This window comes from Gordonia sp. GN26 (genome assembly GCF_054823965.1).
In genome coordinates this window covers 21,830-47,961 of sequence record NZ_JSYC01000050.1, presented here as the reverse complement: position 1 = coordinate 47,961, position 26,132 = coordinate 21,830, and the positions used below count along the sequence as shown (strand labels likewise).

Annotated in this window: 23 protein-coding genes; 9 read left to right on the top strand and 14 right to left on the bottom strand. The window is 67.7% G+C overall.

Annotated elements, in window-relative coordinates:
- The first annotated feature begins 2 nt into the window (after positions 1-2).
- Positions 3-833: a carbohydrate ABC transporter permease gene (locus OK17_RS12430; RefSeq protein ID WP_232715720.1), complete on the top strand. Its 831-nt coding sequence runs from the start codon at positions 3-5 to the stop codon at positions 831-833.
- A gap of 3 nt (positions 834-836) precedes the next feature.
- Entirely contained in the window at positions 837-2,018 is a 1,182-nt protein-coding gene (locus OK17_RS12425) for an ABC transporter ATP-binding protein (RefSeq protein ID WP_005196259.1), read from the top strand.
- 31 nt (positions 2,019-2,049) lie between these two features.
- Here the strand turns inward: OK17_RS12425 and OK17_RS12420 are convergent, their stop codons facing one another.
- Together OK17_RS12420 and OK17_RS12415 are read right to left on the bottom strand one after the other, a co-directional pair.
- Positions 2,050-2,907 carry a chromosome partitioning protein ParB gene (locus OK17_RS12420; protein WP_232715721.1) on the bottom strand — a complete coding sequence of 286 codons (858 nt, stop codon included), beginning with the start codon at positions 2,905-2,907 and terminating at the stop codon, positions 2,050-2,052.
- Positions 2,897-3,601, bottom strand: coding sequence for a metallophosphoesterase family protein (locus OK17_RS12415; RefSeq protein WP_232715722.1), 705 nt, complete (start codon positions 3,599-3,601; stop codon positions 2,897-2,899). Before OK17_RS12415 ends, OK17_RS12420 begins: the two co-directional genes overlap by 11 nt.
- A 58-nt stretch (positions 3,602-3,659) precedes the next feature.
- On the opposite strand from OK17_RS12415, the gene OK17_RS12410 reads away from it, so the two are divergent.
- Genes OK17_RS12410 through OK17_RS12400 form a run of 3 tightly spaced genes read left to right on the top strand, consistent with a single transcriptional unit; the run spans position 3,660 to position 5,290 of the window.
- Complete coding sequence (locus OK17_RS12410; protein WP_232715723.1) at positions 3,660-4,250, top strand: suppressor of fused domain protein; 591 nt, start codon at positions 3,660-3,662, stop codon at positions 4,248-4,250.
- 36 nt (positions 4,251-4,286) lie between these two features.
- Positions 4,287-5,051, top strand: a complete 765-nt coding sequence (locus OK17_RS12405) for a HemK2/MTQ2 family protein methyltransferase (protein ID WP_461417621.1) — start codon at positions 4,287-4,289, stop codon at positions 5,049-5,051.
- Complete coding sequence (locus OK17_RS12400; RefSeq protein WP_232715725.1) at positions 5,048-5,290, top strand: CDGSH iron-sulfur domain-containing protein; 243 nt, start codon at positions 5,048-5,050, stop codon at positions 5,288-5,290. The genes OK17_RS12405 and OK17_RS12400 overlap by 4 nt, the downstream gene beginning before the upstream one ends.
- A 9-nt stretch (positions 5,291-5,299) precedes the next feature.
- Here the strand turns inward: OK17_RS12400 and OK17_RS12395 are convergent, their stop codons facing one another.
- From OK17_RS12395 to OK17_RS12380, 4 genes are all read right to left on the bottom strand, one after another.
- A complete protein-coding gene (locus OK17_RS12395) occupies positions 5,300-6,346 on the bottom strand; it encodes an iron-containing redox enzyme family protein (protein WP_461417620.1) in 1,047 nt (348 codons plus the stop codon).
- Between the two features lie 107 nt (positions 6,347-6,453).
- Positions 6,454-7,098 carry an HhH-GDP family DNA glycosylase gene (locus OK17_RS12390; RefSeq protein ID WP_232715727.1) on the bottom strand — a complete coding sequence of 215 codons (645 nt, stop codon included), beginning with the start codon at positions 7,096-7,098 and terminating at the stop codon, positions 6,454-6,456.
- An 87-nt stretch (positions 7,099-7,185) separates the two neighbouring features.
- Positions 7,186-7,983 (bottom strand): SDR family NAD(P)-dependent oxidoreductase, encoded by a 798-nt coding sequence (locus OK17_RS12385; protein ID WP_232715728.1) that lies wholly within the window; start codon positions 7,981-7,983, stop codon positions 7,186-7,188.
- Positions 7,980-8,894 (bottom strand): alpha/beta hydrolase, encoded by a 915-nt coding sequence (locus OK17_RS12380; protein ID WP_232715729.1) that lies wholly within the window; start codon positions 8,892-8,894, stop codon positions 7,980-7,982. Before OK17_RS12380 ends, OK17_RS12385 begins: the two co-directional genes overlap by 4 nt.
- Before the next feature lie 94 nt (positions 8,895-8,988).
- Between OK17_RS12380 and OK17_RS12375 the strand changes: the two genes are divergently transcribed.
- Positions 8,989-9,540 (top strand): TetR/AcrR family transcriptional regulator, encoded by a 552-nt coding sequence (locus tag OK17_RS12375; RefSeq protein WP_232715756.1) that lies wholly within the window; start codon positions 8,989-8,991, stop codon positions 9,538-9,540.
- A 40-nt stretch (positions 9,541-9,580) separates the two neighbouring features.
- Here OK17_RS12375 and OK17_RS12370 read toward each other — a convergent pair whose 3' ends face one another.
- A complete protein-coding gene (locus OK17_RS12370; RefSeq protein ID WP_232715730.1) occupies positions 9,581-10,672 on the bottom strand; it encodes a magnesium and cobalt transport protein CorA in 1,092 nt (363 codons plus the stop codon).
- A 54-nt stretch (positions 10,673-10,726) separates the two neighbouring features.
- Here OK17_RS12370 and OK17_RS12365 point away from each other — a divergent pair, with 54 nt between their 5' ends.
- Positions 10,727-11,347, top strand: a complete 621-nt coding sequence (locus OK17_RS12365) for a MarC family protein (RefSeq protein ID WP_006865837.1) — start codon at positions 10,727-10,729, stop codon at positions 11,345-11,347.
- 49 nt (positions 11,348-11,396) lie between these two features.
- Positions 11,397-12,365, top strand: a complete 969-nt coding sequence (locus tag OK17_RS12360) for a glycine betaine ABC transporter substrate-binding protein (protein WP_232715731.1) — start codon at positions 11,397-11,399, stop codon at positions 12,363-12,365.
- A gap of 3 nt (positions 12,366-12,368) precedes the next feature.
- On the opposite strand, the gene OK17_RS12355 is transcribed toward OK17_RS12360, so the two are convergent.
- Together OK17_RS12355 and OK17_RS12350 are read right to left on the bottom strand one after the other, a co-directional pair.
- Positions 12,369-13,199 carry an SDR family NAD(P)-dependent oxidoreductase gene (locus tag OK17_RS12355; protein WP_006865835.1) on the bottom strand — a complete coding sequence of 277 codons (831 nt, stop codon included), beginning with the start codon at positions 13,197-13,199 and terminating at the stop codon, positions 12,369-12,371.
- Between the two features lie 49 nt (positions 13,200-13,248).
- Positions 13,249-14,805 (bottom strand): flavin-containing monooxygenase, encoded by a 1,557-nt coding sequence (locus OK17_RS12350; RefSeq protein ID WP_461417619.1) that lies wholly within the window; start codon positions 14,803-14,805, stop codon positions 13,249-13,251.
- 75 nt (positions 14,806-14,880) lie between these two features.
- Between OK17_RS12350 and OK17_RS12345 the strand changes: the two genes are divergently transcribed.
- Entirely contained in the window at positions 14,881-15,528 is a 648-nt protein-coding gene (locus tag OK17_RS12345; RefSeq protein ID WP_232715733.1) for a TetR/AcrR family transcriptional regulator, read from the top strand.
- 9 nt (positions 15,529-15,537) lie between these two features.
- Here OK17_RS12345 and OK17_RS12340 read toward each other — a convergent pair whose 3' ends face one another.
- From OK17_RS12340 to OK17_RS12320, 5 genes are all read right to left on the bottom strand, one after another.
- Positions 15,538-16,017, bottom strand: a complete 480-nt coding sequence (locus OK17_RS12340) for a DUF4383 domain-containing protein (protein WP_232715734.1) — start codon at positions 16,015-16,017, stop codon at positions 15,538-15,540.
- Between the two features lie 338 nt (positions 16,018-16,355).
- On the bottom strand, positions 16,356-20,168 hold the full coding sequence (locus OK17_RS12335; protein ID WP_461417618.1) for a multifunctional oxoglutarate decarboxylase/oxoglutarate dehydrogenase thiamine pyrophosphate-binding subunit/dihydrolipoyllysine-residue succinyltransferase subunit: 3,813 nt from the start codon (positions 20,166-20,168) through the stop codon (positions 16,356-16,358).
- A gap of 138 nt (positions 20,169-20,306) precedes the next feature.
- Entirely contained in the window at positions 20,307-24,266 is a 3,960-nt protein-coding gene (locus tag OK17_RS12330; protein WP_232715735.1) for an ABC transporter ATP-binding protein, read from the bottom strand.
- Positions 24,263-24,988, bottom strand: coding sequence for a hypothetical protein (locus OK17_RS12325; RefSeq protein ID WP_232715736.1), 726 nt, complete (start codon positions 24,986-24,988; stop codon positions 24,263-24,265). Before OK17_RS12325 ends, OK17_RS12330 begins: the two co-directional genes overlap by 4 nt.
- Positions 24,985-26,061 (bottom strand): glutathione S-transferase family protein, encoded by a 1,077-nt coding sequence (locus tag OK17_RS12320; protein WP_006865827.1) that lies wholly within the window; start codon positions 26,059-26,061, stop codon positions 24,985-24,987. The genes OK17_RS12325 and OK17_RS12320 overlap by 4 nt, the downstream gene beginning before the upstream one ends.
- Positions 26,062-26,132 lie beyond the last annotated feature (71 nt).

The window sequence follows — 26,132 nt, the reverse complement described above, 5'->3', positions numbered from 1 at the left end:
CGGTGAATTCGAGCGGAAAATCCAAGGCGTGGTGGTCGATCGCCAACATCCTGGTGATCCTGTATGCACTCATCCCGCTGCTGTGGATCATCAGCCTGTCGTTCAAGCCGGCGTCGAGCGTGACCGACGGGAAGTTCATCCCGACCGAGTTCACCCTCGACAACTACAAGTCGATCTTCGACACCAGCGCCTTCACCTCGGCGCTGATCAACTCGATCGGCGTCGGACTCATCACCACGGTCATCGCGGTGGTCCTGGGCACGATGGCCGCGTACGCGGTGGCGCGCCTGGACTTCCCGGGTAAGAAGCTGCTGATCGGCGCGGCGCTGCTGATCGCGATGTTCCCGCAGATCTCGCTGGTCACACCGCTGTTCAACATCGAGCGTCGACTGGGTCTCTTCGACACCTGGCCGGGCCTGATCCTGCCGTACATCACCTTCGCGCTGCCGCTGGCGATCTACACGCTGTCGGCCTTCTTCCGAGAGATCCCCTGGGAGCTGGAGAAGGCGGCGAAGATGGACGGCGCCACCCCGTGGCAGGCGTTCCGCAAGGTGATCGCGCCGCTGGCCGCGCCGGGTGTGGTGACCGCCGCGATCCTGGTGTTCATCTTCGCCTGGAACGACCTGCTCCTCGCCCTGTCGCTGACCTCGACCGAACGAGCGATCACCGCCCCGGTGGCCATCGCGAACTTCACCGGCAGCTCGCAGTTCGAGGAACCGACCGGTTCGATCTCGGCCGCCGCGGTCGTCATCACCATCCCCATCATCATCTTCGTGCTGTTCTTCCAACGTCGAATCGTGGCCGGTCTGACTTCCGGCGCCGTGAAGGGATAACCCATGGCAGACATCGTTCTGGACAAGGTCACCAAGCAGTACCCGGACGGCTCCACCGCGGTCCACGGGGTCGACATCGAGATCGGCGACGGCGAGTTCGTCATCCTCGTCGGACCGTCGGGATGCGGAAAGTCGACGACGCTCAACATGATCGCGGGACTCGAGGACATCTCCTCGGGCGAGCTGCGGATCGGCGGGGAGCGCGTCAACGAGCGCGCCCCCAAGGACCGCGACATCGCGATGGTGTTCCAGAGCTACGCGCTCTACCCGCACATGACGGTGCGCGACAACATCGCCTTCCCGCTGACGCTGCAGAAGCTGTCGAAGGATCAGATCGCCGCCAAGGTCGACGAGGCCGCGCGCATCCTCGATCTCGGGCAGTACCTGGACCGCAAGCCGGCCAACCTGTCCGGCGGTCAACGTCAGCGTGTGGCGATGGGTCGCGCGATCGTGCGCTCGCCCAAGGCATTCCTCATGGACGAGCCGCTGTCGAACCTCGACGCCAAGCTGCGTGTGCAGATGCGCACCGAGATCGCCCAGCTGCAGCAGCGACTCGGGACCACCACCGTCTACGTGACGCACGATCAGACCGAGGCGATGACCCTCGGCGACCGTGTCGTCGTGCTGCGCGGCGGACACGTCCAGCAGATCGGCTCGCCCCAAGAGCTGTACAACAACCCGACCAATGTGTTCGTCGCCGGTTTCATCGGATCGCCCGCGATGAACTTCCTGTCCGGTCGCCTGGGCACGGACGGCATCGAGACCGCGATCGGCACGATCGCCCTCGACGACCACCGCGCCGTGGTCTCGCGCGCCGGCGACGTCGGAAGCAGCGGTGAGGTTCTCATCGGCATCCGCCCCGAGCACCTCGAGGACGCCTCCCTCGTCGACGACACCACTCGCCGCCAGGGTGCGACGTTCACCGCGAACATCGACGTCCTGGAGTCGATGGGGTCGGACATCTACGCCTACTTCGGTATCGGCAACGGGTCGAACCGGGCGTCGAGCGATGCGCTCGCCGAACTGTCCGCCGACTCGGGCGCCGATCTCGGTGGTAACCAGCTCATCGCCCGGTTGTCGCCGGACTCGAAGGTCACCCGCGGTTCGACCGCCGAGCTGTTCTACGACGCCTCGAAGGTGGCGGTCTTCGACCAGAGCTCGGGAGAATCGCTGCGCCGCCGCTGATCCGGGCCCGCGTCACGTCGCTGCGCGACCACTACCGCCGTTTACGGTCGGAGTGGTCGCGCAGTTCGTCGAAGACCTTCTCGTCCCAGACGTGCCTGCGCACCAGGCGATAGCGTTCGCAGGCCACCCACATGTAGAGCTCGGCGTCGCTGGTCAGATCGTCGCGGATGCCCGCCCGACGGGCCATGCGGACGACGGGCAGGAACTCCTCGCCGAACCAGCGTCGGGCGACCTCGGTACGACTCAGGAACTCGCCGAGTTCCTGGGAGAGCCGAAAACCCCACGCCTCAACGTTCTCCGCGAGTTCGGCGTAGTCGAAGGCGTCGGTCAGTTTGATCGCCTCGGCCTGTGCACCCTCGAGCGGGACCCGTGACAGGAACAACCGCCGGTGGTCCTTGAGGATCAGGTCCGACGGTGCGTTGATGCCCTCCGGTGAGATACGCGTGTGAATCTCGGTGACGTAGGCGTCGATCGTGGTCAGGTTGCGCGCGATGGCGATCGACACGCGGTGGTGCCCATCGATGACGAAATGCATCGACCCGACCCGGTAGAGCTGCACCGGCGGCACCGACTCGCCGCGGCGCTGGGCGGCGGCGATCCGCTGCCACCGTTCCCGCATGTGCGACGAGGTGGGACGGAAGTACCGGTCGAAATCCTTGGTGCGGTCGACGCTTCCGACGATCGAGGACACCTCGACGACCTGGAGTCCGATCACGGTCTTGCCCGTGGCGCCGAGCGCCGCGACGACCTCGTCGAACGGCAGGATGGTGTTGACGTCGGCCGGCTGCCGCATGAACCACTGTGCGAGACGGGCACGTTCGGCCTGACGTCGTAACCGGGCGAAGTCGTAGCCGGCGTCGGCCTCGGGGAATCCGGTGTCACGCGCCATGTCTGCGCCTCACGATCTCCACCTTCCGCGTCGCGGGATCGATGTCGAACTGGCAGAAGCCCACGACGTTCATCGACGTCGTCGTCTCGCCGATCGGTAGGTCGCGCGGGCGGCTGCCGTAGGGGTGGACGTGCCCGTGCACGAGCAGCGTCGGGCGCAGTGCGCGCACGAGCGGGTGATAGCAGTCGAAACCCTGGTGCGGGGTGTCGTCCCCGTCGCCGACGCCGCGCGCGGGACTGTGGGTGAGCAGGATGTCGGTGCCGCCCGAGTTCGCCTGCGCGGGTTTCGACAAGACGTTGCCGCAGCGCAGCCGCATCGACCGTAGACGTTGCTGGATATCGGTGTACTGATTGGTCCCGCCGTTGTAGCAGCGGCTACCGCCGAGTCCGCTGATGCGCAATCCGGCGACCGTCACGGTGCGGCCGTCGGCGTTGATGCCGCCGCACGGACCCGGGTCCTCGGTGGGGAGGCCCGCGCGGGTCCACCCGGTACGCCCGCGACGGTAACCCCGTAGTTCCCGGTCATGGTTGCCGGGGACGTAGACGCACGGGGCATCGCACAGCGTGGACAGGATCTCGAGATAGTCGAACGGGAGGTCGCCGGCGCCCAGGATGAGGTCGGGGCGCCCCTCGATACCGACGCCGTAGGTGAGAGAGTCCACCACCTCGTCGGCGACCGCCAGAACCCGGACCATTGCTCCAGGCTAGACGAGGGCTCAAATCGGTCGCAGACTTCTCGGTAGCCTGTCGGACGTGACTGAAGCGGTGACCGACCTCGTCGGGAAACATCTCCGGGATCGGCTGGGCGCCGAACCACAGCGGGCGTCGGTGACGTTCCTCGGCGTCGAACCGATCGATGTACTGCGATTCGTGCTGGACGACCCGGCTCCCGGCGAGCTGGTCTACGTGACATCGGGATGTGCACGCCATCCGATGTCGGATCCGACCGATCTCCACGCCGATCCCGTGAAGGGGCCACGCGCGGAACTGGTCGTCCGAATGCGTGCGGGTACGCCGCTCCCGGGCCTGCACAAGCGCCTGGCGACGCTGGCGGCCGCACCGGCCGTCGAGGGATTGATCCTCGACTCCGACGCGCTCGTCGATCTGGGCGAACCGTTGTGGGACGGCGCCACCTGCACGGCGGTGCTGCTGTCCGCTGATGAGCTCGGCGAGGTCGAGCTGCCCGATCGGATGGACCCCGTCCGTCTGCTCCGGGCGGTGCCGATCACCGCGAACGAGGCGGCCTGGGTGCGGCTCAAGGGCGCGGACGCTCTCCGGGACGCGTGGCGGGAGGCCGGTATCGACGTCACGGAGCCGAATCGTGCCTCGGCCACGCCGGGCTGAGGTTTCACCACCGTCCCGAACGGGAACGATGCACTGGTGACGCTCACCTCCGCATCGCCCGCAACGCCGCGGGCAACCACCGCCATTTCCGGGATCGCCACGGTCGGCGAGGTCTATCTGCCCCAGCAGGACACCGAACTGCTCATCGACATGGTGCGTTCGCTGGGCGTGGACGGCAAGAACGTCCTCGACCTGTGTACCGGTAGCGGTGCGATCGCGATCGCCGCCGCCCGCCGGGGCGCAGCCGAGGTCACCGCCGTCGACGCCTCCGCCGACGCGGTCGCCTACGCTCGCCGGGCCTCGGTGACGGCCGGGGTGTCCATCACCGTCGAGCACGGTGATCTGACCCGCCACGTGGGGCAGTACGACGTCGTGACCTGCAATCCGCCCTACGTGCCGACGCCCCCGGTCGACGATCCCCGGTACCACCCGGCGGGACCTTCGCACGCCTGGGATGCGGGTCTCGACGGTCGGGCGGTGTTGGACCTCCTGTGTGCGCACGTCCCGGCGCTGCTGCGTCCCGGCGGAGCGTTCCTGCTGGTGCATTCGGAGTTCGCCGACGAGGAGGCATCGCTGCGTGCTCTTCGAGACGGCGGTCTGCACGCCGAGGTCGTCTCGGAGCGATTCATCCCGTTCGGCCCCGTCATGACCGCGCGGGCCGAGTGGCTCGAGGAACGCGGACTGCTCGAGCGGGGATGCCGCGTCGAGCGCCTGGTCGGCATCGCGGCCGTCGCACCGAGCGGCAAGAAGGTCGACGGGAAGCCGGCCGAGGGTCACACTGCTGACACGGAACAGTCATGACCCTGGAGGACGTCACCGTGGCGCGAACCGAGAACGGCGCGGGCGCCGAGCGCACCGCGGTGCGGGTGGTACGTGGGGGACCGGTGCTCGTCGAGGGCCCGGTCGACATCGAACTACCGGATGGCTGCCGGGTGCAGTCCGACCGCTTCATGGTGGCCATCTGTGCATGCGGGCGAAGCAAGAACTATCCGCTGTGCGACACGAGTCATCGCAAGCGGCGTCGGCGCTCGGCCGACTAGTCCGTCCGCCTAAATCCCGGGGAAGGCGCTCTCGCCGCGTTCCCACGCACCCATCACGTGCGCTTCGAGTGCGTCCTCCACGAACAGGAACGTGCGGATTCCGAAGATGACGTCGGCCTCGGCACCCGGATCCGTTCGGACGAGGTCGCCGACCACGTCGGTGCGCAGAATCTGCTCATGGACCGCGTCGGCCTCGACGTGTTCACGGTAGAAATGCCGGCACGCCTCGGGTGCGTCGAGACGTTCGAGTCCGGCGAGCAGCCGCTGCGACCCCGGCGACGAGGTGATCTCGGTGGCGGCGAGATGACCGACGGCCGCGCCGCGGAAGCGTCGGTGCAGCCCGAACAGCGACATCAGGTTCACCGGCGTGAGAGCGGCGGCGGGGACGGTGTCGAGGTAGCCGAGATAGTCGGCGGACAGGTCCGACGCGCGGAGCAGGTCGGCGAAGAGTTCCTGGTGGACGGCACGTCCGCGACCGCCGCCGAACTCATCGAATTCGACTGCTACGAAAGACGCCTTGGCCTGCCCGCGGAGTCGCGGGATCGCCCAGGCGTGCGGATCGGCCTCCTTGAGGTGATACAGCGACCGCAGTGCGAACATCTGCCGGTACTGCTCCCAGGTTCCGTTGTCGCGGAGGAAGTACGACGCGCCGTCGCCGTCGAGGTTCTCGATGCACAGGTCGTCCATCTCGGCCTGCACCGACTCGTCCTCGGCAGCGGCGGGTACGTCGCGGTGGAGGGCGTCCAGGAACCGCCGCTCGAGACCGGCGCGTAGCGACAGGAGCGCCGGCTGCCACTCCCAGTCGACATCGGCATCGGCGAAACCGACGTAGTGCATCTCGTAGCAGAGGTACAGCGCCAGCTGCAGGTCGTCGCCGTACGGGTCGGCATCGTGTAGCGCAACCGGTACCTCGACGGTCGTCGTGGCGTCGGGATCGCTGCGCAGGAGGTCGATCACGGCTCGGGACAGCGGACCGCGGGCGCGGGGCAGCGTCGGGACACGAAAGACCCCATCCGTCGTCGGATCGGTTGCAATCGCCTCAGCTGACACCAGCACTCCTCACGTTCGTTGTCCGCAGTGGACGCGAATGGGTCCTCGAATGCCCGAAGAGCGCAGCACTCAAACCTGGATGTCCGCGGCCGCCCTCCCAGGATATGCCCGCGTCAGCCGGCCCTGAGGTCGTCGATCATGTCTTTGTCCAGCGACGCCCGCACCAGGGCGGCGGCGAGCACCTCGGGCCTGCCGCCGGCGAGATCCGCGAGACGGTCGGGATCGTCGGGCAGGCCGAGCTCCTTCGCGGCGGCGAGGGCTCGCTTGTCGAAATGCGGTGCGACCCAATCCCACACCGACTGCACCTCGCGCAGGAAGATGTCAGCGCCCACCGGGCCGATTCCGGTGAACTCCTGCAACAACGTCGCGGCGGAATCCGGGTCGGAGTCGGCCTTCGCGGCGAGTTCACGGAGATCCCCGTGGTAGTCGTCGACGACCTTGTGGCCGGCCTCTTGCAGGCGGGTGGCGGTGCTCTCGTCGTAGCGCTTGTAATGTCCGCGACCCAGTGCGTCGACGAGGCTCTGCCACGACGCCCGGGCCATCTTCTCCGGCGTGCGGTAACCGGCGACGAACACCTCGCGAGCTGCGGCGACTGCGATGTCGGCGGAGATCCGAGTGCTCAGCAGGAGTGACAGGACCAGGAGTTCGAACAGCGGCGACGGGGTGTCCTTCAGCGGAATCCCCGCGTCGTCGGCGTAGGTCCGTCCGGCGCGCTCCATCAGGGCCTCGACAGTGGCATCGGTGTCGGTGGTGCTCATGCCGTGTCGTCTACCCGGTGCGGTCACCGGACAATCGCGTTCGCGGCGGGTCCGTTCGCGCCCGGTCGTCGACCATGACGACGGCCATCACTTGAAGGGGTTGAGTGTGCGACCCAGGAAATAGCCGATGCGTCCGGGGATGGGACGCATGGCTGCCGCGGACACCTTGTTGACGACTCCGGGAATGCAGACGGGTTTCCCTGCGGTGACCGCGGCCCAACCTTCGCGGACGACGTCCTCGGGCTGCTGCCAGAGGATTCCGGGCAGCCGGTCCGCGGCGTCACGGGTGCCCATGACGTCATGGAATTCGCTACGTGTGAAGCCCGGGCACAGTGCTGTCACGTGGATTCCGAACGGTTTGAGCTCCATGTCGAGCGATTGCGACATGTTCAGCACGTAGCTCTTGATCCCGGTGTAGAGCAGGCCTTCTCCCGGAGGCGACACCGCCGCGAGGGACGACAGATTCACGATGCGTCCCCAGCGCTGCGCCTTCATGGCGGGTACGACCCGATGGATGAGCTCGGTCACCGCGGTCACCATCAACTGCAGTTCGGCGGCCACCGAGTCCCAGGGGGTGTCGGAGAACTTCGTGGCGGAGGACAAGCCGGCGTTGTTGACGAGGACGTCGATCGGCATGCCCAGCTCGGCAGCGCGATCGACGATCGCGGCGGGAGCCGCCGGGTCGCCGAGGTCGGCCGCGATGATCTCGGCGCGTATCCCGTGTTGCCGATGGAGGTCGCCTGCCAGCTCCGCGAGCCGGTCCGCGCGTCGCGCCACGAGGATCAGATCGTGATCCGCGGCGGCGAGATGTCGGGCGAAGGCGGTTCCGATCCCCGCGGAGGCGCCGGTGACGAGCGCGGTGCGTCGACGATCGGTCGCGGTCATCGACGGTCACCCACGTGGCGGTCGAGAAAGTCGATCTGGTGCTCGATGATGGTGTCGAAGTACGGATCGAGATACGGCTCGAAGTGGGCGCAGTCGTAGGTGTGGACTTCACCCTTCGGTATACGACGCGCGATGGCCTGGGCTTTGTCGATGGGTGTGACGTCGTCCCTCGTGGCGAGTTGGACCAGCACCGGGACATCGATGTCGGCTGCGTGGCGTCCGGGCGAGTAGAAGGGCACCCGCAACGCGATTCGTGCGGCCACATCGTTCTCGGCGAGGAGCTCCTCGCGCATGTCTCCCATGTGTTCGACCTGCTCGTAGGCGCCGGGCGAGGTCATCATGGCGATCTCGCCGGGTCGCCCGACGGCGGCCATGCGGTAGGGCGGCCGCCCCGTCCATGCCCGCACCTGGTCACGTATTCCGGCGAGGATCAGGCGGCTCACCAGTGCCGGGGACTGGGAGAACGCAGACGCGGGCCCGCTCACGTGCGGCACCTGGACGATCGCGGCGGCCAGGTCGCGGTCGTGGGCGGCCAGTCGCAGGACGTGGCCGCCGGCGAAGGACGTCCCCCACGCCACCACTCGACTCGTGTCGACGCCGTCGAGACCGCGGACGTAGGCGATCGCGGCATCCCAGTCGGCGTGCTGCTTGGCGATGTCGAGGACGCGACGCGGCGAGCCCTCGCTGGCGCCCCAGTGGCGGTAGTCGAAGACGAGTGCGGCATAACCGGCCTGGGCGAACCGTGCCGCGTAGGCGTCGAGGCGCAGTTCCCGGAATGCCGCGAAGCCGTGGGCGAGGACGACGATCGGAGGGTTCTCGACGCCATCCGGTCGGTAGAGCCAGGCGGCGCACCGGGCGTCGCCCGACCGGAACGTGACATCGGAGCGGACGTAACTGAACTGAGGTGACATGGGTAAAACCTTCGCCGGGTATCTTGAATGGTGTTCAACAAGGTAGCAGCGTCTTGAACGGCATTCAAGAGAATCTGTGGAGGTGACTTCTTCAGTGGCGCGGAACAAGAGGCCGCAAGCCGCCGACGAGAAGCGTGAGGAGATAGTCGCCGCCGCGCGGAGGCTGTTCATCGAAGGCGGATACGAGGCGACGTCGATGAACAGGTTGGCCAAGGAAGCCGGTGTCGCGGCCAACACCATCTATTGGTACTTCGACGACAAGGACGACGTGCTCGTCGCGGTTCTGTCGGCCGTGATGGCCGATGTATGGCCCATGTATCAGGCGGTGTCGGGTGAGCCGATCGCCGCGCGGGTGCTGTGGATCGTGCAGCGATTGACCGAGATGCGCGGTCTGGTGACGACGGTGCATGCCCGCGTACCGCACTCACCTGCGGTGGCAGAGTGGCACAACAACTTCCACCTGCTCACGGGCAGCCTGTTCCGTGCCGAGCTGGAGACGGCGGGGGTCTCGCCGGAGACCGTCGACGCCGAGGTGATGATCGCCGTGTTCACCGTCGAGGGATTGTTGATGCACGCACGGGACGAGAGCGAGCAGCGTTCCGTGTGCGACACGTTGGCCTCCCGGTGGCCGTCGACCACCGACTAGGTCACGGCACTCACCGGCCATCGGTGTCCGGGGACGCCCGTCAGAGCCAGTGGCTGCGACGGAACACGACGAACAGGGCGACGCACGTCGCGACCAGCACACCGAGGACGAGCGGATAACCCCACGGTTGGTGCAGTTCGGGCATGTGGTCGAAGTTCATCCCGTAGATGCCGGCGACCATCGTCGGCACCGCGGCGATCGCGACCCACGCCGAGATCTTGCGCATGTCGGTGGTCTGCTGGATACCCACCTTCGCGGCGCCGGCCTGCAGCATGGAGTTCAACAGCTCGTCGTACTCCAGGACCCGTTCGATGACGGTCGTGAGGTGATCGGCGACGTCGCGCAGGTGTCGTCGAACCTCCTTGGGCACCAACGGGTTACCGCTCGCGGTGAGGGTCTGGAGCGGCGTCGAGAGCGGGGTGACCGCGCGCCGGAGTTCGAGCACCTCGCGTCGCAGCAGATAGACCGGGTCGATGTCGAGCCAGCGGTTCTGCCGGCTGAAGACCGACTCCTCGATGGCGGCGACATCGACGTCCATACGGTCGGTCACCGCGAGATAGCTGTCGACGACCTTGTCGGCAACGGCGTGCAGGACGGCGGTCGGTCCGAGGGCGAGTCGTTCGGGGCGGCCCTCGAGATGCCGTCGCATGCCCGACAACTCGGTGTGTTCACCGTGGCGCACCGTGATCACGAAGTCGGGCCCGGCGAACACCATGATCTCGCCGGTCTCCACGACCTCGCTGGCCATCGCCATCGACTCGTGTTCGACGTACTGCACGGTCCTCAGCACAAGGAACTGCGTGTCGTCGTACACCTCGAGCTTCGGCCGCTGGTGCGCGTGCACGGCATCCTCGACGACGAGTTCGTGCAGGCCGAAGGTCGTGCCCACATCGGTCATCTGGGAGTCGTCGGGGGAGTGCAGGCCCACCCACACGAAACCCTCGCCGGATTCGCGGACCTGCGACAGCGCGTCGCGATAGGAGATGTCACCCGGCTGACGGTGGCCGTTGATGTAGACCGCGCAGTCGACGACGGCGCGCGACACCCGCGCCGGCTTCTCGGAGGCGGGCGCCGGGTGGTGTTCTCCGCGCGGCGGGAGGCCGCGCGGACCGGAACGGGGGATCGTCGCCACGCCTGCCGATGGTACCCGCGGGGCCCGGGCACGCCTCCCCAGTAAGATTCGGCCGTGCCCTTCGACGTCACCGTGTACACGACCACGTTGATCACGCTGATCGTCATCATGGACCCGCCCGGACAGATTCCGTTGTTCCTCAGCCTCGTCGGCCAGCGGTCGCCCGAATACCGGCGACGCGCGGCCTGGCAGGCGCCCCTGGTGAGCCTCCTGGTGATCAGCGTCTTCGCGATCGGCGGCAAGGCGATCCTGAACTATCTGCACATCGGCATCCCCGCACTCCAGGGTGCGGGTGGCCTGCTACTGCTCCTGGTGGCACTCCAGCTGCTCACCGGACTGGGCAACGCGGGCAACCCGAAGGCGTCCGACGACGTCAACGTGGCGCTCGTGCCGCTCGGCACCCCGCTGCTCGCCGGACCGGGCGCCATCGCCGCGGTCATCGTCCAGGTCAGCAGCGTCGACGGTCAGACCGCCGGTTATCTCGCCATCGCGGCCGCGATCATCAGCGTGCACATCGTGGTGATGCTGGTACTCCGGTATTCGACGGTCCTGATCCGCGTACTCGGCGTCGGCGGTATCACCCTGCTGGCCAAGATCGCCGGCCTCCTGCTCGCCGCGATCGCCGTCCAGCTCATCGCGAGCTCGATCATGGGCTTCATCGCCGAGGGCGTCTGAAGCCGGTGGGGCAGAACAGATGGCGGCCCACAACAGATACGGTGACAACGTGCGTAAACGTCTCGTCCGCAAGCGTCTCGTGGTGGTCACCGGGCTGATCGCAGCCCTCGCCGTCGTCCTCGCCGGATGCGGGGACGAAGCCGGCTCGCCGCCGCGGGGCATCGTGATCGGCTCGTCGGAAGAGCCCGCCATGCGGGTGATGGCCGAGGTGTACGCGGGCGCCCTGCGGAACGCGGGTTCGGTCGTGTCCGCCGATCAACTGCGCGGAGACGACGCGGAGCTGCTCGACGAGATGGACCGCGCCGACCTCGACCTCTTCCCGGCCTTCACCGGGGACCTCCTGACGATGCTCGCCCCGTCGTCGACCGCAGTCGGTGCCGAGGACGTCTACGTCGAACTGAACCGCTCGCTGCCGCAGGGGGTCTCGGTGGGCGACGAGACACCGGTGTCCGGTGCACCGCAGATCTTCGTGTCGACGACCCTCGCGGGCAGCGTCGGCGCTAGTGGACTCGACGACTGCGCACTCCTCCCGCCGGGACTGCCGGTGGTCGCCACCTCCGACCCCGACCCGGCGACGCTCGATGCGTTCGCCTCCGCGGGTTGCCGTCTGGGGCCGGTGCAGACGGCCGGAACCACCGACGAGGTGCTCCGGCGAGCATCGGAGGGCAATGCGGTCGGCCTCCTCACCCCGCTCGACATCGCGGGAGAGGACGCCGAGAACGCGTCGTCGGATGTTCAGGCGCTACGCGGTTCGGCCGGTGGCGGTGACACCGCCGACAACCCGCCCGCCGACGAGCCGAGCACCGAGGCAGCTCCGGACGAACAGTCCGGGCCGCGCGCCGAGGTGCTCGTGCCCGTCTTCCGGTCGGCCGCGCTCAACCGTGATCAGGTCAAGACCATGAACAAGGTCGCCGGCGAGATCACCACCGCCGACCTCGCCACGATGGCGGGCGAGGTCGAGACGGGCAGCGATCCGCGGGAGGTCGCGCTCGAGTGGCTGGCCGAGCACGGCCTGTAGGCGTTACTGGGCCTTCGACAGCGCCCAGCTGGTGGCCTTCGCCGAAACCCACTGGTACTTCGACGCGACGATGCGCACCGCGATGTCGAGGATCTTGGCGTCGGCGCCGACGAGGATGCGCGCCTTGTCCTTCCGCACGCCCGCGATGATGACGTCGGCGGCGTCCTCGGACGACATCCGCGCGAGGTAACGGTCGAAGAAGGCGGCGGTGGCCTTCTGATCGTGGTCGCCGGACACGGTCGCGTTGCGGGCGATCGCGGTCTTGATACCGCCCGGGTGTACGCAGGACACCTTCACCGGGTGCTTGGCGATGATCATCTCCTGGCGCAGCGCCTCGGTGAAGCCGCGGACGGCGAACTTCGCCGAGTTGTACGCGGCCTGACCGGGTTCGGCGAGCAGACCGAACAGCGACGACGTGTTGACGATGTGGCCGTCGCCGGAGGCGATCAGGTGCGGCAGGAACGCCTTGGTGCCGTTGACGACTCCCCAGTAGTCGACGTCCATGACGCGCTCGATGTCCTTGAACTCGGTGCGTTCGACTTCACCGTGATGCGCGATGCCCGCGTTGTTGAAGACCACGTTGACCACGCCGAAATGGTCCTTGACGGTGTCGGCGTAGGTCAGCACGGCCTCGCGCTCGGCGACGTTGAGAAGCTGCGAATGCACCTCTGCGCCGGCCGCTTTCACCAGACGCTCGGTCTCCGCCAGCCCGTCGGGTGTGACGTCGGAGATGGCGAGGCGGGCGCCCTGTGCGGCCAGTTTGACGGCGATGTCGCGGCCCATGCCCGAACCGGCACCGGTGATCACCACGACCTTGTCGCGAAAGTCCTTCATGAGTTGTCTCTCCTCGAGATGGTGTCGAAATCTGTGGGCGTGGAAACGCTCAGGCGTTCACGGCCGCCGGCTGATCCGACGTCGACTCGTCGCCCCGGCCCGGGGCGGAGGTCAGTGGACGACGCGCACCGCGGGTGACATCGTATGCGGCGATGTCGAAGCGGCGGGTGGTGTTGCGGAAGGCGAAGGTGAATCCCGGCCACAGCGTGGTGATGTTGCCGTTGGCGTCCTTGTACCAGGAGGCGCAGCCGCCGTTGACCCACACGCTGTTGCGCAGCTTGTGCTGGATGCCCGCGTTGTACTCCTGCTGGGCCGACAGTCGCACCTCGGTCCGGGTGATTCCCTGTGCCCGAGCGGTTTTCAGGTAGTCCACGAGGTAGTTGAGCTGCGACTCGATCATGTACACCATCGAGGTGTGGCCGAGGCCGGTCGACGGTCCGACCATCAGCATCATGTTCGGGAAGCCGTGGACGAACGAGCCCTTGTAGCCTTGCATGCCGATCTCGGACCAGACGTCGGCGAGGCTGCGCTGGTCCTTGCCCACGATCTTCTCGAACACGGGGGAGTCGGTGACGTGGAAGCCGGTGGCGACGACGATGACGTCGACCTCACGCTTCGTGCCGTCCTTGGCGACGACACCGTTCGCGGTGATGCGGTCGATCCCGTCGGTGACGAGGTCGACGTTGGGTCGAGCTAGGGCGGGGTACCAGTCGTTGGACCGCAGGATGCGCTTGCAGCCGACCTGGAAGGCGGGGGTGGCCTTGCGGCGGAGCTCGGCGTCACGACCGATGCCGCGCAGGATGTTCGCCCGGCACAGCAGCTCGACGGGCTTGAGCGCGGTAGGCGAGTAGGTCAGGCCGAACGCGACGACCTCGTTGGCGGCGTAGATCCCGCCGCGGACGGCCGACTGGTAGCCCGGGACGTTCTTGTAGGCCCAGTGCTCGAGCTTGGTGTAGGCGCGCTCGGTGCGGGGGACGATCCACGGTGCGGTGCGCTGGTAGACGTCGAGGCGTGAGGTCACCTCGGCGAGCTCCGGGACCAACTGGATGGCCGATGCGCCGGTGCCGATGACCGCGACACGCTGCCCGGTGAAGTCGTGGTCGTTGTCCCAGCGGGCCGAGTGGACGATCTTGCCCTCGAAGGACTCGATGCCCTCGATGTCGGGGAGGTTCGGCTCGCAGAGCGGTCCGACGCCGCCGATCATCACGCGGGCGCGGATCTGCTCGGTCTTGCCGTCGCGTGCGGTGTCGATGATCCAGCGGCCCTCGTCCTCGTCCCAGGCTGCGTTGGTGACCTCGGTGTTGAAGCGGGACCGGGCGGCGATGTCGTGGCGGGCCGCGACGTCGTTGATGTACGCGTGGATCTCCGGCTGGTGCGAGTACGACCGCGACCAGGTCGGGTTCTTCGCGAACGAGTAGGAGTACAGCTGCGACGGCACGTCGCAGGCGGCGCCGGGGTAGGTGTTGTCGCGCCAGGTCCCGCCGAAGTCGCTACCGCGATCGAGCAGGACGAAGTCGTCGAATCCGTGTTGCCTCATCCGGATGGCGGCACCCAGCCCCGAGAAGCCGGCCCCGATGATGGCGATCTCTACATCGTTCGTTGTCATGATGCCACCATAGGGGTGATACTGAACACGTGTCAATAGTTATTGAACAACACTCAATAGGAGTAGTCTGGCCGAGTGACCAGTAGAGGAACGGCTGCCGGGCCGGTGATCGAGGACAAGCGAACCGCATCCAAGCGCACCCGGATGAGTCCGGAGGCGCGTCGTGACCAGCTGCTGGAGTTCGGTCTGGAGATGGTGCGGGACCGCCCCCTGGAAGAGATCACCATCGACGCCATCGCCGACGCGGCCGGGGTGTCGCGAGCGCTGCTGTTCCACTATTTCGCCTCCAAGCAGGACTATCACGTAGCGATCGCGCAGGCCCAGGCCGACCGGATGCTCGCGTGCACCGAGCCCGACGAGTCCCTGGGTGATCCGATCGCCATCCTCACCGCCTCGATGGCGGCGTTCGTCGACTTCGTCAGCGAGAACCGCTCCGCCTACACCGCGCTCATCCGCGGGGCGTCGAGTTCGGACCCCGCGATGCGCGACGTCTTCGACCGCACCCGTGAGGTGATGGTCGGCCGGGTTCTCGATCACGCACCGGCATTCGGCGTCGAGGTCACCCCGACCGTCGTGCTGAGCGTCCACGGCTGGGTTGCCTTCGTCGAGGAGACGACGATCGGCTGGCTGACCTCGCCGACGGTCACGCGTGACGAACTCCTCGGCCTGATCACCGCCGCCCTTCCGGCGCTGGCCGGTGCCGCCGGGCAGGCAGCCGGGTAGCGACGGACCTCAGACCGCCGGACCGCCCGCGGGATTGACGTCTGCCGTCGTGGGTCGGTCCCGGCGGCCACGCAGTAGGAGACCGAGCGCGACCATGCCGGCTCCGAGCACGAAGTGCAGCCAGTTGTCGGCGGTGTTCACCGGCACGAAGTTGGCGCCGCTGTCGTGGTCGATGACCAGGCCGTAGACCCACAGCACGAGATAGACGGCACCGCCGACGACGAGATACAGAAACGCAGCCGACGCCGCGCGTGCCATCAGGATGCCCGCGATGCCGAACAGCAGGTGGACGATGTTGTGGAGAATCGACACCTGGAAGGTGCCGAGAAGTGCGGCCTCCGAATGGTGGCCGGCGAAGGTCAACGTGTCGTAGTCGGTGGTGATCCCCGGAATGAAGCCCAGGATTCCGACCAGGAGAAAGACCGCGCCCACGACGAGCGCTGCGGTCCGGATGGGTGAACGGGTGGCCCGTACGTTCGCGGCTGACATGAGGGATCGACCTCCGGTTGTCGGCGGACGGCGCCGCGGCACGGGCTCGGCCACGGCGAACTCTGTACCGGAGGAATAACCACCGTGCTGCGGATGAAACCCGGGGTGCGCCGATCGTCTAGAAGGAGAGGATCTCGTGCGTGGGAAGCACGGGACGCGGCAATCCGGGCGGCCGGTCGGCCGCGATCGTGCGGATGGCCGAAGGACGCCGCGCCCCCCGCACATCCATCTGCATCGAAAGCTGATCTCACGCACTACGGCCGGTGAACCCCTGAACAGCAGGAGGCCCCTGCCGGATGATTCCGGCAGGGGCCTCCTTGAGCGTCTGTGAGGGTTCGCTACTCGCCGAACGCCTCGTCGAGGATCTCCTGCTGCTCGACCGCATGGACCTTGCTCGAACCCGAGGACGGGGCCGACATCGGGCGACGCGAGACGCGGCGCAGGCCACCGAGGAGATCGGGTAGCACCTCGGGCAGCCACAGGCCGAGGAACGGCCACGGACCCTGGTTGGCCGGCTCCTCCTGGACCCAGCGGAACTCGCTGGCGTTGCCGTACTGCTCCAGCGTCTTGCGCAGGCGACGGTGCGGCACCGGGTAGAGCTGCTCGATGCGGACGATCGCGATGTCGTCGCGATCCTCCTTGTCACGACGCGCCGCGAGCTCGTAGTAGAGCTTGCCGCTCACCAGCAGAACGCGCTTGACCTTGCTGCGGTCGGCGTCGCCCTTGGCGAACTTCGGATCGTCGATGACCGAACGGAACTTGTCGTCGGTGAAGTCCGACAGCGGGCTGACGGCAGCCTTGTTGCGCAGCATCGACTTCGGGGTGAAGACGATGAGCGGGCGGCTGATGCCGTCGAGCACGTGACGACGCAGCAGGTGGAAGTAGCTCGCCGGGGTCGACGGCAGTGCCACCGTCATCGAGCCCTCGGCACACAGCTGCAGGAAGCGCTCGATGCGGCCCGAGGTGTGGTCGGGGCCCTGGCCCTCATGACCGTGCGGCAGCAGCAGCACGACGTCGGAGAGCTGGCCCCACTTGGCCTCACCGGACGAGATGAACTCGTCGATGATCGACTGTGCGCCGTTGACGAAGTCGCCGAACTGCGCCTCCCACAGGACGAGTGCGTCCGGGTTGCCCACGGAGTAGCCGTATTCGAAGCCGACGACCCCGAACTCGGAGAGCGGCGAGTCGTACACCATGAAGCGGCCGCCGTTGTCCTCGGCGTCGGCGGGCAGCAGGTGGTTCAGCGGGGTGTACTCCGAACCGTTCTCCCGGTCGATGAGCACCGAGTGACGCTGGGTGAACGTGCCGCGGCGCGAGTCCTGACCGGACAGGCGGACGGTGCGTCCTTCCATGACCAGCGAACCGAATGCGAGGAGCTCGGCGAAGGCCCAGTCGATGCCGCCGTTGCGGGCGGCCTCGGCGCGACGCTCGAGGACCGGCTTCACGCGCGCATGCGGGTTGAAGCCCTCCGGGACGTTGACGAAGGCGTCGCCGATGGTCTGCAGGACTTCCTTGTCGACCGCGGTCACCAGTTTGGTCGGCAGGGTCTGGTCGGACTCCACCGACGGCGATGGCTCGGCGTGGTACTTCTCGAGTTCCTTGACCTCGTTGAAGACCCGTTCGAGCTGTCCCTGGTAGTCACGCAGGGCGTCCTCGGCCTCCTTGGTCGAGATGTCACCACGACCGATCAGGGCCTCGGTGTAGCTCTTGCGGACCCCGCGCTTGGTGTCGATGACCTCGTACATCGCCGGCTGCGTCATCGAGGGGTCGTCACCCTCGTTGTGGCCGCGGCGGCGGAAGCAGACGAGGTCGATGACGACGTCCTTGTGATACGTCTGGCGGTAGTCGACGGCGAGCTTCGCGACCCAGACACAGGCCTCGGGATCGTCGCTGTTCACGTGGAAGATCGGCGCGCCGATCATCTTCGCGACATCGGTGCAGTACTCGGTGGAACGCGAGTGCTCCGGGGCGGTGGTGAAGCCGACCTGGTTGTTCACGACGATGTGCACGGTGCCGCCGGTGCGGTAACCGGGCAGCATCGCCATGTTGAGCGTCTCGGCGACCACACCCTGACCGGCGAATGCGGCGTCGCCGTGCAGCATGAGCGGCAGGATCGGGAAGCTTTCGTCGTCTACGTCGGCGATGAGATCCTGCTTGGCGCGGACCAGGCCCTCGAGGACCGGGTCGACCGCCTCGAGGTGGCTCGGGTTGGCGGTCAGCGAGACGTTGATCTCGTTGTCGCCGAACATCTGGTAGTACTTGCCCTCGGCTCCGAGGTGGTACTTCACGTCACCCGAACCGTGCGCCTGCGACGGGTTCAGGTTGCCCTCGAACTCGGAGAAGATCTTCGAGTACGGCTTGCCGACGATGTTGGCGAGCACGTTGAGGCGGCCGCGGTGCGGCATACCGATCACGACCTCGGTGAGGTTGTGCTCGGCACTCTGGTCGATGACCGCGTCCATCATCGGGATGACCGACTCGGCACCCTCGAGCGAGAAGCGCTTCTGACCGACGTACTTGGTCTGCAGGAAGGTCTCGAAGGCCTCCGCCGCGTTCAGTTTGCTCAGGATGTACTTCTGCTCGCCGACCGGCGGCTTCACGTGCTTGACCTCGACACGTTCCTGCAGCCACTTCTGCTGCTCCGGCTCGAGGATGTGGGTGTACTCCACACCGACGTGGCGGCAGTAGGCGTCGCGCAGGATCGACAGCACGTCGCGGAGCTTCATCTTCTCCTGGCCGTGGAAACCGCCGACCTTGAAGGTGCGGTCGAGATCCCAGAGGGTCAGGCCGTAGGTCGCGATGTCGAGATCAGGATGGCTGCTGCGCGCGTCGCTGTTCATCATCAGCGGATCGATGTCGGCCATCAGGTGGCCGCGGCTGCGGTAGGCCGCGATCAGCTCGAGGACGCGGGTGCTCTTGTCGACGAGGCCGGCCGGGATGTCACGACGCCAGCGGACCGGCTCGTAGGGCACGTGGAACGCGGTGAAGATCTCGTCGTAGAACGCGTCGTCGATCAGCAGCTCGTGGATGGTGCGCAGGAAGTCGCCCGACTCCGCACCCTGGATGATGCGGTGATCGTAGGTCGAGGTCAGCGTCATCAGTTTGCCGACGCCGAGCTCGGCGATCTGCTCGTCGCTGGCGCCCTGGAACTCGGCCGGGTACTCCATCGCACCGGCGCCGATGATCGCGCCCTGACCCTTCATCAGGCGCGGCACGGAGTGCACGGTGCCGATGGTGCCGGGGTTGGTCAGCGAGATGGTGACGCCGGAGAAGTCGTCGGCGCCGAGCTTGCCGTCACGCGCACGACGGACGATGTCCTGGTACGCGTTGTAGAACTCGGCGAAGCCCATCGTCTCGCACTCTTTGATGGCCGCGACGACGAGCGTGCGGTTGCCGTCCTTGCCGACCAGATCGATGGCCAGACCGAGGTTGGTGTGCGCAGGGGTGACGACGTTGGGCTTGCCGTCGATCTCGGCGTAGTGCCGATTCATGTTCGGGAAGGCCTTGATGGCCTGGACGATCGCGTAACCCAGGATGTGGGTGAAGCTGATCTTGCCGCCGCGGGTACGGGCGAGGTGGTTGTTGACGACGATGCGGTTGTCGATCATCGCCTTCGCGGGAACCGCGCGGACACTGGTGGCCGTCGGGATCTGCAGCGACAGCGCCATGTTCTTGGCGATGGCCGCGGCGGGGCCGCGGAGCACCTTGTTGCCGTCTGCGGAATCCTTCTTGGACTCGGCGGCTGCAGGCTTGGCGGCAGCGGGCTTGGCAGCGGCAGAAGGCTTCGGCTGGGAACGGGCGGAACCGTCACGGCTCGCGACGCTGTGGCCGGAGGCGGCCTTGGTCGCGGTCGACTCCTTGGCAGGGGAGGGCTTGCGGGCAGAGGTGGTCCGCGTCGGCTCCTGGTCGAGTGTCACCTGCTTGCGCGGTGCCGACTCGGCCGCGGGCTTCGCCGGTGCGCTGCCGTTGGAGGAGGGGGTGGAGGAGGCCGGTGCGGCGGACGCGGAACCACCGTTGTCTCCGGGCTTGTAACTCTTCAAGAGTTCATGCCAACTCGGGTCCACCGAGCTCGGGTCCTCTTTGAATTGCTGGTACATTTCCTCGACCAGCCAGGTGTTCTGTCCGAAGTCAGAAATCGAACTGCTGCTCACAGCGGTATCTCGCCTCAATTCCCTTAAGGTGCCGGGTTCTCTGCCACGCTGACGTCCCTTGTGGAGACTATCGGTGAACCATCTGCCGATGCTACGCGTCGTCTGGTGCGTCACACCCACCGACCTGCTACTACGAAGTCAGATCGTCATCTCGGGTGATCCGGCGCGGATGGTCTGGTTGTCGGTTGCGGACGCGCCACGTCGAGCGTCCTGTTTCGAGCCCGCTCGGGAGTCGGCATCCACTGCGTCTGTACGCGCAGCGGGCACCATTCCACCGGGCTCCGTCACCGCGGCCTCGTCGGGATCCACACCGGCCTCCCAGAAGCCGCGATACAAACTGTGCAACGCCAGGAGTTCGTCGTGTGTTCCGAGTTCGACTATTCGGCCGCCGTCGACCACGGCGATCATATCGGCGCGGGCCGCGGTGGCCAGCCGGTGCGCGACGATGACGGAGGTCCGGCGCCGCGTCATCGCCCGTCCGGCGGCCAGGACCTGCGCCTCGGTGGCCTGGTCGAGCGTGGCGGTCGCCTCGTCGAGCAGGAGGAGGTCGGGGTCGACGAGTTCGGCGCGGGCCAGGGCGATCAGCTGGCGCTGACCGGAGCTGAGGCCTTGGCCGCGTTCGCCGATGGGATGGTTCATGCGCCCCGGTAGGCCGGCGATCATCGGTAGGGCGCCCACCGCGGCCGCGGCCTCGACGATCGCGGCGCGGTCGGCATCCGGCCGGCCGTAGGCGATGTTGTCCGCGACGGTCCCGGTGAAGAGGTGTGGCTCCTGCGGGACGAGTCCCAGGCGGCTGCGGTATCCGGAGAGGACGAGGTCGCCGATGTCGGTGCCGTCCACGAGGACACGTCCGGTGGTCGGGTCGTAGAAGCGGGCCAGCAATTTCACGATCGTCGACTTGCCCGCGCCGGTCCGGCCGACGAGGGCGAGCGAGGACCCGGCGGGGATGTTCAGGTCGACGTCGTGCAGGGCGTCGGACTCCGCGCCCTGATACCGGAAGCCGACCCCGTCGAACTCGACCTCGCCGTCGAAGCCGGTGGCCGGCGGCGTCGTGGCGTCCGGGTTGACCCGCAGCGAACTCGGGGTCCGCAGCAGATCGCCGATACGCCGGAGTCCGACCGCCGCCTGCTGGTAGCCGTCGAAGACCTGGGAGAGCTGCTGGACGGGACCGAACAGCATCGTGAGATAGAGGACGAAGGCCACCAGGGTGCCCGCGGTGAGCGAGCCGTCGGCCACCTGGCCGGCGCCGACGCCGAGTGCGATCGCGGTGGCGATGTCCGACATCAACATGATCAACGGGAAGTACGAGGCGATCGCCCGCTGCGACACCATCCGGGCCGCAACCCACGCCGCCGAACGCAGGCCGAAACGCTTCTGCGCGTCGTCGGTGCGGAGGTAGGTCTGGGTGGTCTTGATCCCGGCGATGTTCTCCTGGAAGTCGGCGTTCACCGTGCTGATCAGCTCGCGGGACCGCGTGTAGGCGGCGCTCGCGACGCGCCGGAAGACCACCGTGGCGACGATGAGCAGCGGGAAGACCGGGAGCACCAGCAGCGCGAGCAACGGCCCGGTGACCAGCAATGCGACCGTGACACCCACCAGGGTCAGGAGCGCGACGATCGCCGACGTCAGACCTGTCTGCAGAAACGTCGACAGCGCGTCGATGTCGGTGGTCATGCGCGTCATGATCCGGCCCGACAGCTCGCGCTCGTAGTAGTCCAGGCCGAGGCGCTGGATGTGGGCGTAGCTGCGGATGCGCAGTCCGAACAGGACGCGTTCACCGGCTCGGGTGGAGGTCATCGTCAGCAGGGACGCGGCGACCCACCCGACGCCGACGAGTGCCACGCCGCCGATCGCCGCCCACCACAGGGTGTGCTGGTCGTGATCGCCGGCCGCGTCGATGACCGCGCGGGCGATGCTGGGGAAGGCCAGGCCGACGAGGGTGTCGACGGCGATGGCCACGAGTGCGAAGGCGAGCAGCCAGCGGACCGGTCTGAGCAGTCCGCGGAGGGTGAAGCGCGGGTTCTCGCGGCGGGCGTCGGTGACATCCACGGCGGGGTCCTCGACGGCCGGTGGCAGGGCGTCGACCCGTGCCTGGAGTTCGGGGGTCGCCGGCATCGAACCCAGTGCGCTCGCGACGCCTCCACCCCGTTGCCCGGCCCGCGGTCCGGCGCCGACCGGCGCACCGGTCCGGGCGTAGGCCTGCTCCTCCGGGAGATGCGTTGTGGGCCAGAGGCTCTCGATGAGGTCGTCGGAGACGCTCGACGGGTTGGGTGCGGCTCCGTCGTTGTGCGGCTCCACGGAGGCGTTCGACATCAGCTCGCGGAACCGCGCCGAGGAGGCCTCGAGGTCGGCGGGCGTGCCGATCGCGGTGATCCGGCCCTCGTCGAGCACGGCCACCCGATCGGCGAGCACGAGCGTCGACCGCCGGTGGGCGAGGACCAGCATGGTCCGTTTCTGGTCGCGCAGGCGGCCGAGGATGCGGGCCTCGGTGGTGGCGTCGACCGCCGACGTCGCGTCGTCGAGCACCAGGACGCGCGGGTCGGCGAAGAGGGCGCGGGCCAGTGCGATCCGCTGGCGCTGTCCGCCCGAGAGGGTCAGGCCGCGTTCGCCGACGACGGTGTCGTAGCCGTCGGGGAGTGCCTCGATGAACTCGGTGGCCTCGGCTGCGGCTGCTGCGGCTCGTACCCGGTCGGCGAGGGAAGCGGGGTCGGCGGTGGCGCCCGGGCCCATGGCGATGTTCGCGGTGATGGTGTCGGAGAAGAGGAACGGCTCGTCGAAGACGGTGGCGAGGGCTTCGTGCAGCGCGGTCGGCGTCAGCGAGTCCACCGGGTGCGGGCCGTCGGCGCCGACCAGGGAGATCGTGCCGGCATCGGGTCGCTCGAAGCGGCTGACCAGGTCGGCGATGGTCGATTTCCCGGAGCCGGGTGGCCCGACGATCGCCACGCACTCGCCGGGTTCGATACGCAGGTCGATCCCGGTCAGCACGGCGGGCGGATCGTCGGCCTCATGGGTGTGGTGGGCGAAGGAGACGTTCTCCAGTTCGACCCCGAGTGGGCCGTCGGGAAGCGTGCCGGTGGCGGTCTCGCCGGGATCGCGCGGGTGATCGATGACGTCGTAGACGCGTTCCACCGCGGCGCGGGCGAGCTGGGCGTTGACGATGAGATTGGTGAGCAGGCGGGCGATGCCGGTCATCGCGGTGACGTAGGTGGTGAACGCGAGGAACGTGCCGGCGGTGATCGCGTCCGTCATCGTCAGATAGCCGCCGACGACGATCACGCCGACCATGCCGAGTTGGGGGATGGCGCTCAGGGTGGGCCCGAACCGGGCGTTGATGCGTGCCGCGCGCAGACGCCGGGCGAACAGGGTGCGGCAGCGCGTCACCAGTCCGTCGACGGCGCGGTCCTCCTGGCCGAAGCCCTTGACGACACGGACGCCGGTGACGGTCTCCTCGACGTGCTGGGCCACGTCGGCCGCGGACTGCTGCGCGGACCACGTCGCCGCGAAGAGCTTCCGGCGGGTCCGGAACACCTCCAGGGCGATCAGCGGCGCGATCACGAGCGCAACCGCGGTGAGCAACGGGGACAGATAGGCCATGACACCGAGCGCGACGACCATCTGCACCGCCGCGCCCATCGAAAGCGGCGCCATGGCCAGCAATCCCTGGACCACCTGGATGTCGGAGATGGAGCGGGAGACGATCTGCCCCGTCCGGATCTGGTGCTGACTGCGGCCGTCGAGATGCAGCAGGGTGTCGAGCAGGCGCCGGCGCAGGTTGTTCTGCACGTTGATCGCGAGACGGCCGGCGTACACGCGCCGTCCGAAGTGGCAGGCGTAGCGCACGAACGCGAGGGCGATAAGGCCGGTGATGATGGTGGACAGGGCGAGGTCGTCGTCGATGACGCCGGTGGCCCGGTCGATCGCGGCCTTGGCCAGCAGGGGCATCACGACGTCGACGCCCACCGCGATCATCGTGACGGTCAGGGTCACGATGACGATGCGACGGTAACGCCACGCCTCGTCGAGCAGCTTCCGGATCCAGCCCGGTGACGTGGTGGGGGTGCTCCCGGTGGCGGGAGGCGCGGTGGACTCCGGGATCACCGGGAACCGGGCGGCAGCGGGCTCGTCTCGTTCACCACCTCGGCGTCGAGAACCCAGAAGGCGGGAGCGGGCCCGAACGCCTCACGCGCGTTGTGCACCACCTTGCGGCCGAGCGCGCGGCTACCCGCGCCACCGATGACCGCACCGATGCCGGCCGGCATCAACTTGCCGAAGATCAACGGCGCGCGCCGGATCGCGTACTTGCGCACGAGCTTGTTGATCAGGGTCTTGTTCAATTTGGTGATCGCGCCCGACGGCAGAGCGGCACCGCCGAGGCGACGCAGGGGACCGCCACGCGTGCCGACGACCCGGCCGAGGGCGAGCACTCCCTCTTCACCGAGCGCGACAGCCAGGACGAGCGACTTGCGTCGGTCGGTCTCGTGGACGCCGATGCCGTGGACCTCGGCGATCGACAGGGCGAGCAGCGCCGAGGCCTCGAGGAAGAAGGCGGTGTCACCGGTCATCGCGCCGAAGGCCGTCATCGTCCCGACCCCGGGCACGGCCGCTGCCGCGCCGACAGCGCTCCCCGAACCCGTGACCGCGTTCAGGTAGCGCTTCTCGAGTCGCTCGATGATCTGGGCGGGGGAGTCGTCGGGGTACTTGCGGCGTAGCGAGTCGACGTACTTCTTGACCGCGGGGCCCTGCAGGCGCTGTGCACGGTCGAGGATGCCGCCGGTGACCTCGACGGCCTTGCCGGGGGGCTTTCGAGTGGTGTCGGTCATGATTTGGGTACCCAATTCTCCTCGGGGACGACCTCGTCGGGTCGTGGGGGACCGGGCGGCGTGCCGTCGCCGAAGGGACGCCCGCCGAGTTCCTCGCGGTGATGCGGGGTCAGCCATCCCCGCAGGTCGGGACCCTTGGGCACGATCTGCGTGGGGTTCACATCGGTGTGCACGATGTAGTAGTGCTGCTTGATCTGGGTGAAATCGGTGGTGTCGCCGAAGCCGGGGGTCTGGAACAGGTCGCGGGCGTAGGCCCACAGCACCGGCATCTCGCTCAGCTTGCTGCGATTGCACTTGAAGTGGCCGTGGTAGACGGGGTCGAAACGGGCGAGGGTCGTGAACAGCCGGACGTCGGCCTCGGTGATGGTGTCGCCGACCAGGTATCGCTGCGTCGACAGCCGCTCGGACAGTTCGTCGAGCTTGGTGAACAGGCGGTCGTAGGCGGCCTCGTAGGCCTCCTGGCTGCCGGCGAACCCGCACCGGTAGACGCCGTTGTTGACCTCGGTGTAGATCCCGTGGCTCACCTCGTCGATCTCGTCGCGCAGGCGCTCGGGGTAGAGCTCGGGCGCGCCGTCGCGGTGGAACGCGGTCCACTCCAACGAGAAGTCGATGGTGATCTGGGGGAAGTCGTTGGTCACGACCTCGCCGGTGGGGACGTCGACGATCGCCGGCACGGTGATCCCCTTGGGGTAACCCGGGATCCGCTTCTCGTAGGCGTCCTTGAGGCGCGGGATCTGCAGGACGGGGTCGAGGCCTCCGGGGTCGAGGTCGAAGGTCCACGAGTTCTTGTCGTGGGTGGGTCCGCACAATCCGAGTGAGATGGCGTCCTCGAGTCCGAGGAGCCGGCGGACGATGAGCGTCCGGTTGGCCCACGGGCAGGCGCGCGCGGCGACGAGACGATAGCGCCCGGCCTCGACGGGATAGCCGTCCCGCCCGTCGGCGGTGATGCGGGTCTCGATGTACTTGGTGTCCCGCACGAACTCCTGGCCGGACATCACATAGCTGCCCTGCTCCCCGGAATCGGTCGTCCCGGTGGGGTCGCTCTGGGTGGATTCCTCCTGCGCACGAGTCATGCCGTCCACAGTAATGATGGCCGGCGACACTTGGCAGCGACCGGACACGTGCGTATATTCCGACTGGAATA

Excerpts from the sequence above, each read along its gene's own strand:
- OK17_RS12425 (WP_005196259.1), top strand. The coding sequence starts at position 837 with ATGGCAGACATCGTTCTGGACAAGGTCACCAAGCAGTACCCGGACGGC.
- OK17_RS12420 (WP_232715721.1), bottom strand. The coding sequence starts at position 2,907 with ATGGCGCGTGACACCGGATTCCCCGAGGCCGACGCCGGCTACGACTTC.
- OK17_RS12415 (WP_232715722.1), bottom strand. The coding sequence starts at position 3,601 with ATGGTCCGGGTTCTGGCGGTCGCCGACGAGGTGGTGGACTCTCTCACC.
- OK17_RS12400 (WP_232715725.1), top strand. The coding sequence starts at position 5,048 with ATGACCCTGGAGGACGTCACCGTGGCGCGAACCGAGAACGGCGCGGGC.
- OK17_RS12390 (WP_232715727.1), bottom strand. The coding sequence starts at position 7,098 with ATGAGCACCACCGACACCGATGCCACTGTCGAGGCCCTGATGGAGCGC.
- OK17_RS12385 (WP_232715728.1), bottom strand. The coding sequence starts at position 7,983 with ATGACCGCGACCGATCGTCGACGCACCGCGCTCGTCACCGGCGCCTCC.
- OK17_RS12380 (WP_232715729.1), bottom strand. The coding sequence starts at position 8,894 with ATGTCACCTCAGTTCAGTTACGTCCGCTCCGATGTCACGTTCCGGTCG.
- OK17_RS12355 (WP_006865835.1), bottom strand. The coding sequence starts at position 13,199 with ATGAAGGACTTTCGCGACAAGGTCGTGGTGATCACCGGTGCCGGTTCG.
- OK17_RS12350 (WP_461417619.1), bottom strand. The coding sequence starts at position 14,805 with ATGACAACGAACGATGTAGAGATCGCCATCATCGGGGCCGGCTTCTCG.
- OK17_RS12340 (WP_232715734.1), bottom strand. The coding sequence starts at position 16,017 with ATGTCAGCCGCGAACGTACGGGCCACCCGTTCACCCATCCGGACCGCA.
- OK17_RS12325 (WP_232715736.1), bottom strand. The coding sequence starts at position 24,988 with ATGACCGACACCACTCGAAAGCCCCCCGGCAAGGCCGTCGAGGTCACC.
- OK17_RS12320 (WP_006865827.1), bottom strand. The coding sequence starts at position 26,061 with ATGACTCGTGCGCAGGAGGAATCCACCCAGAGCGACCCCACCGGGACG.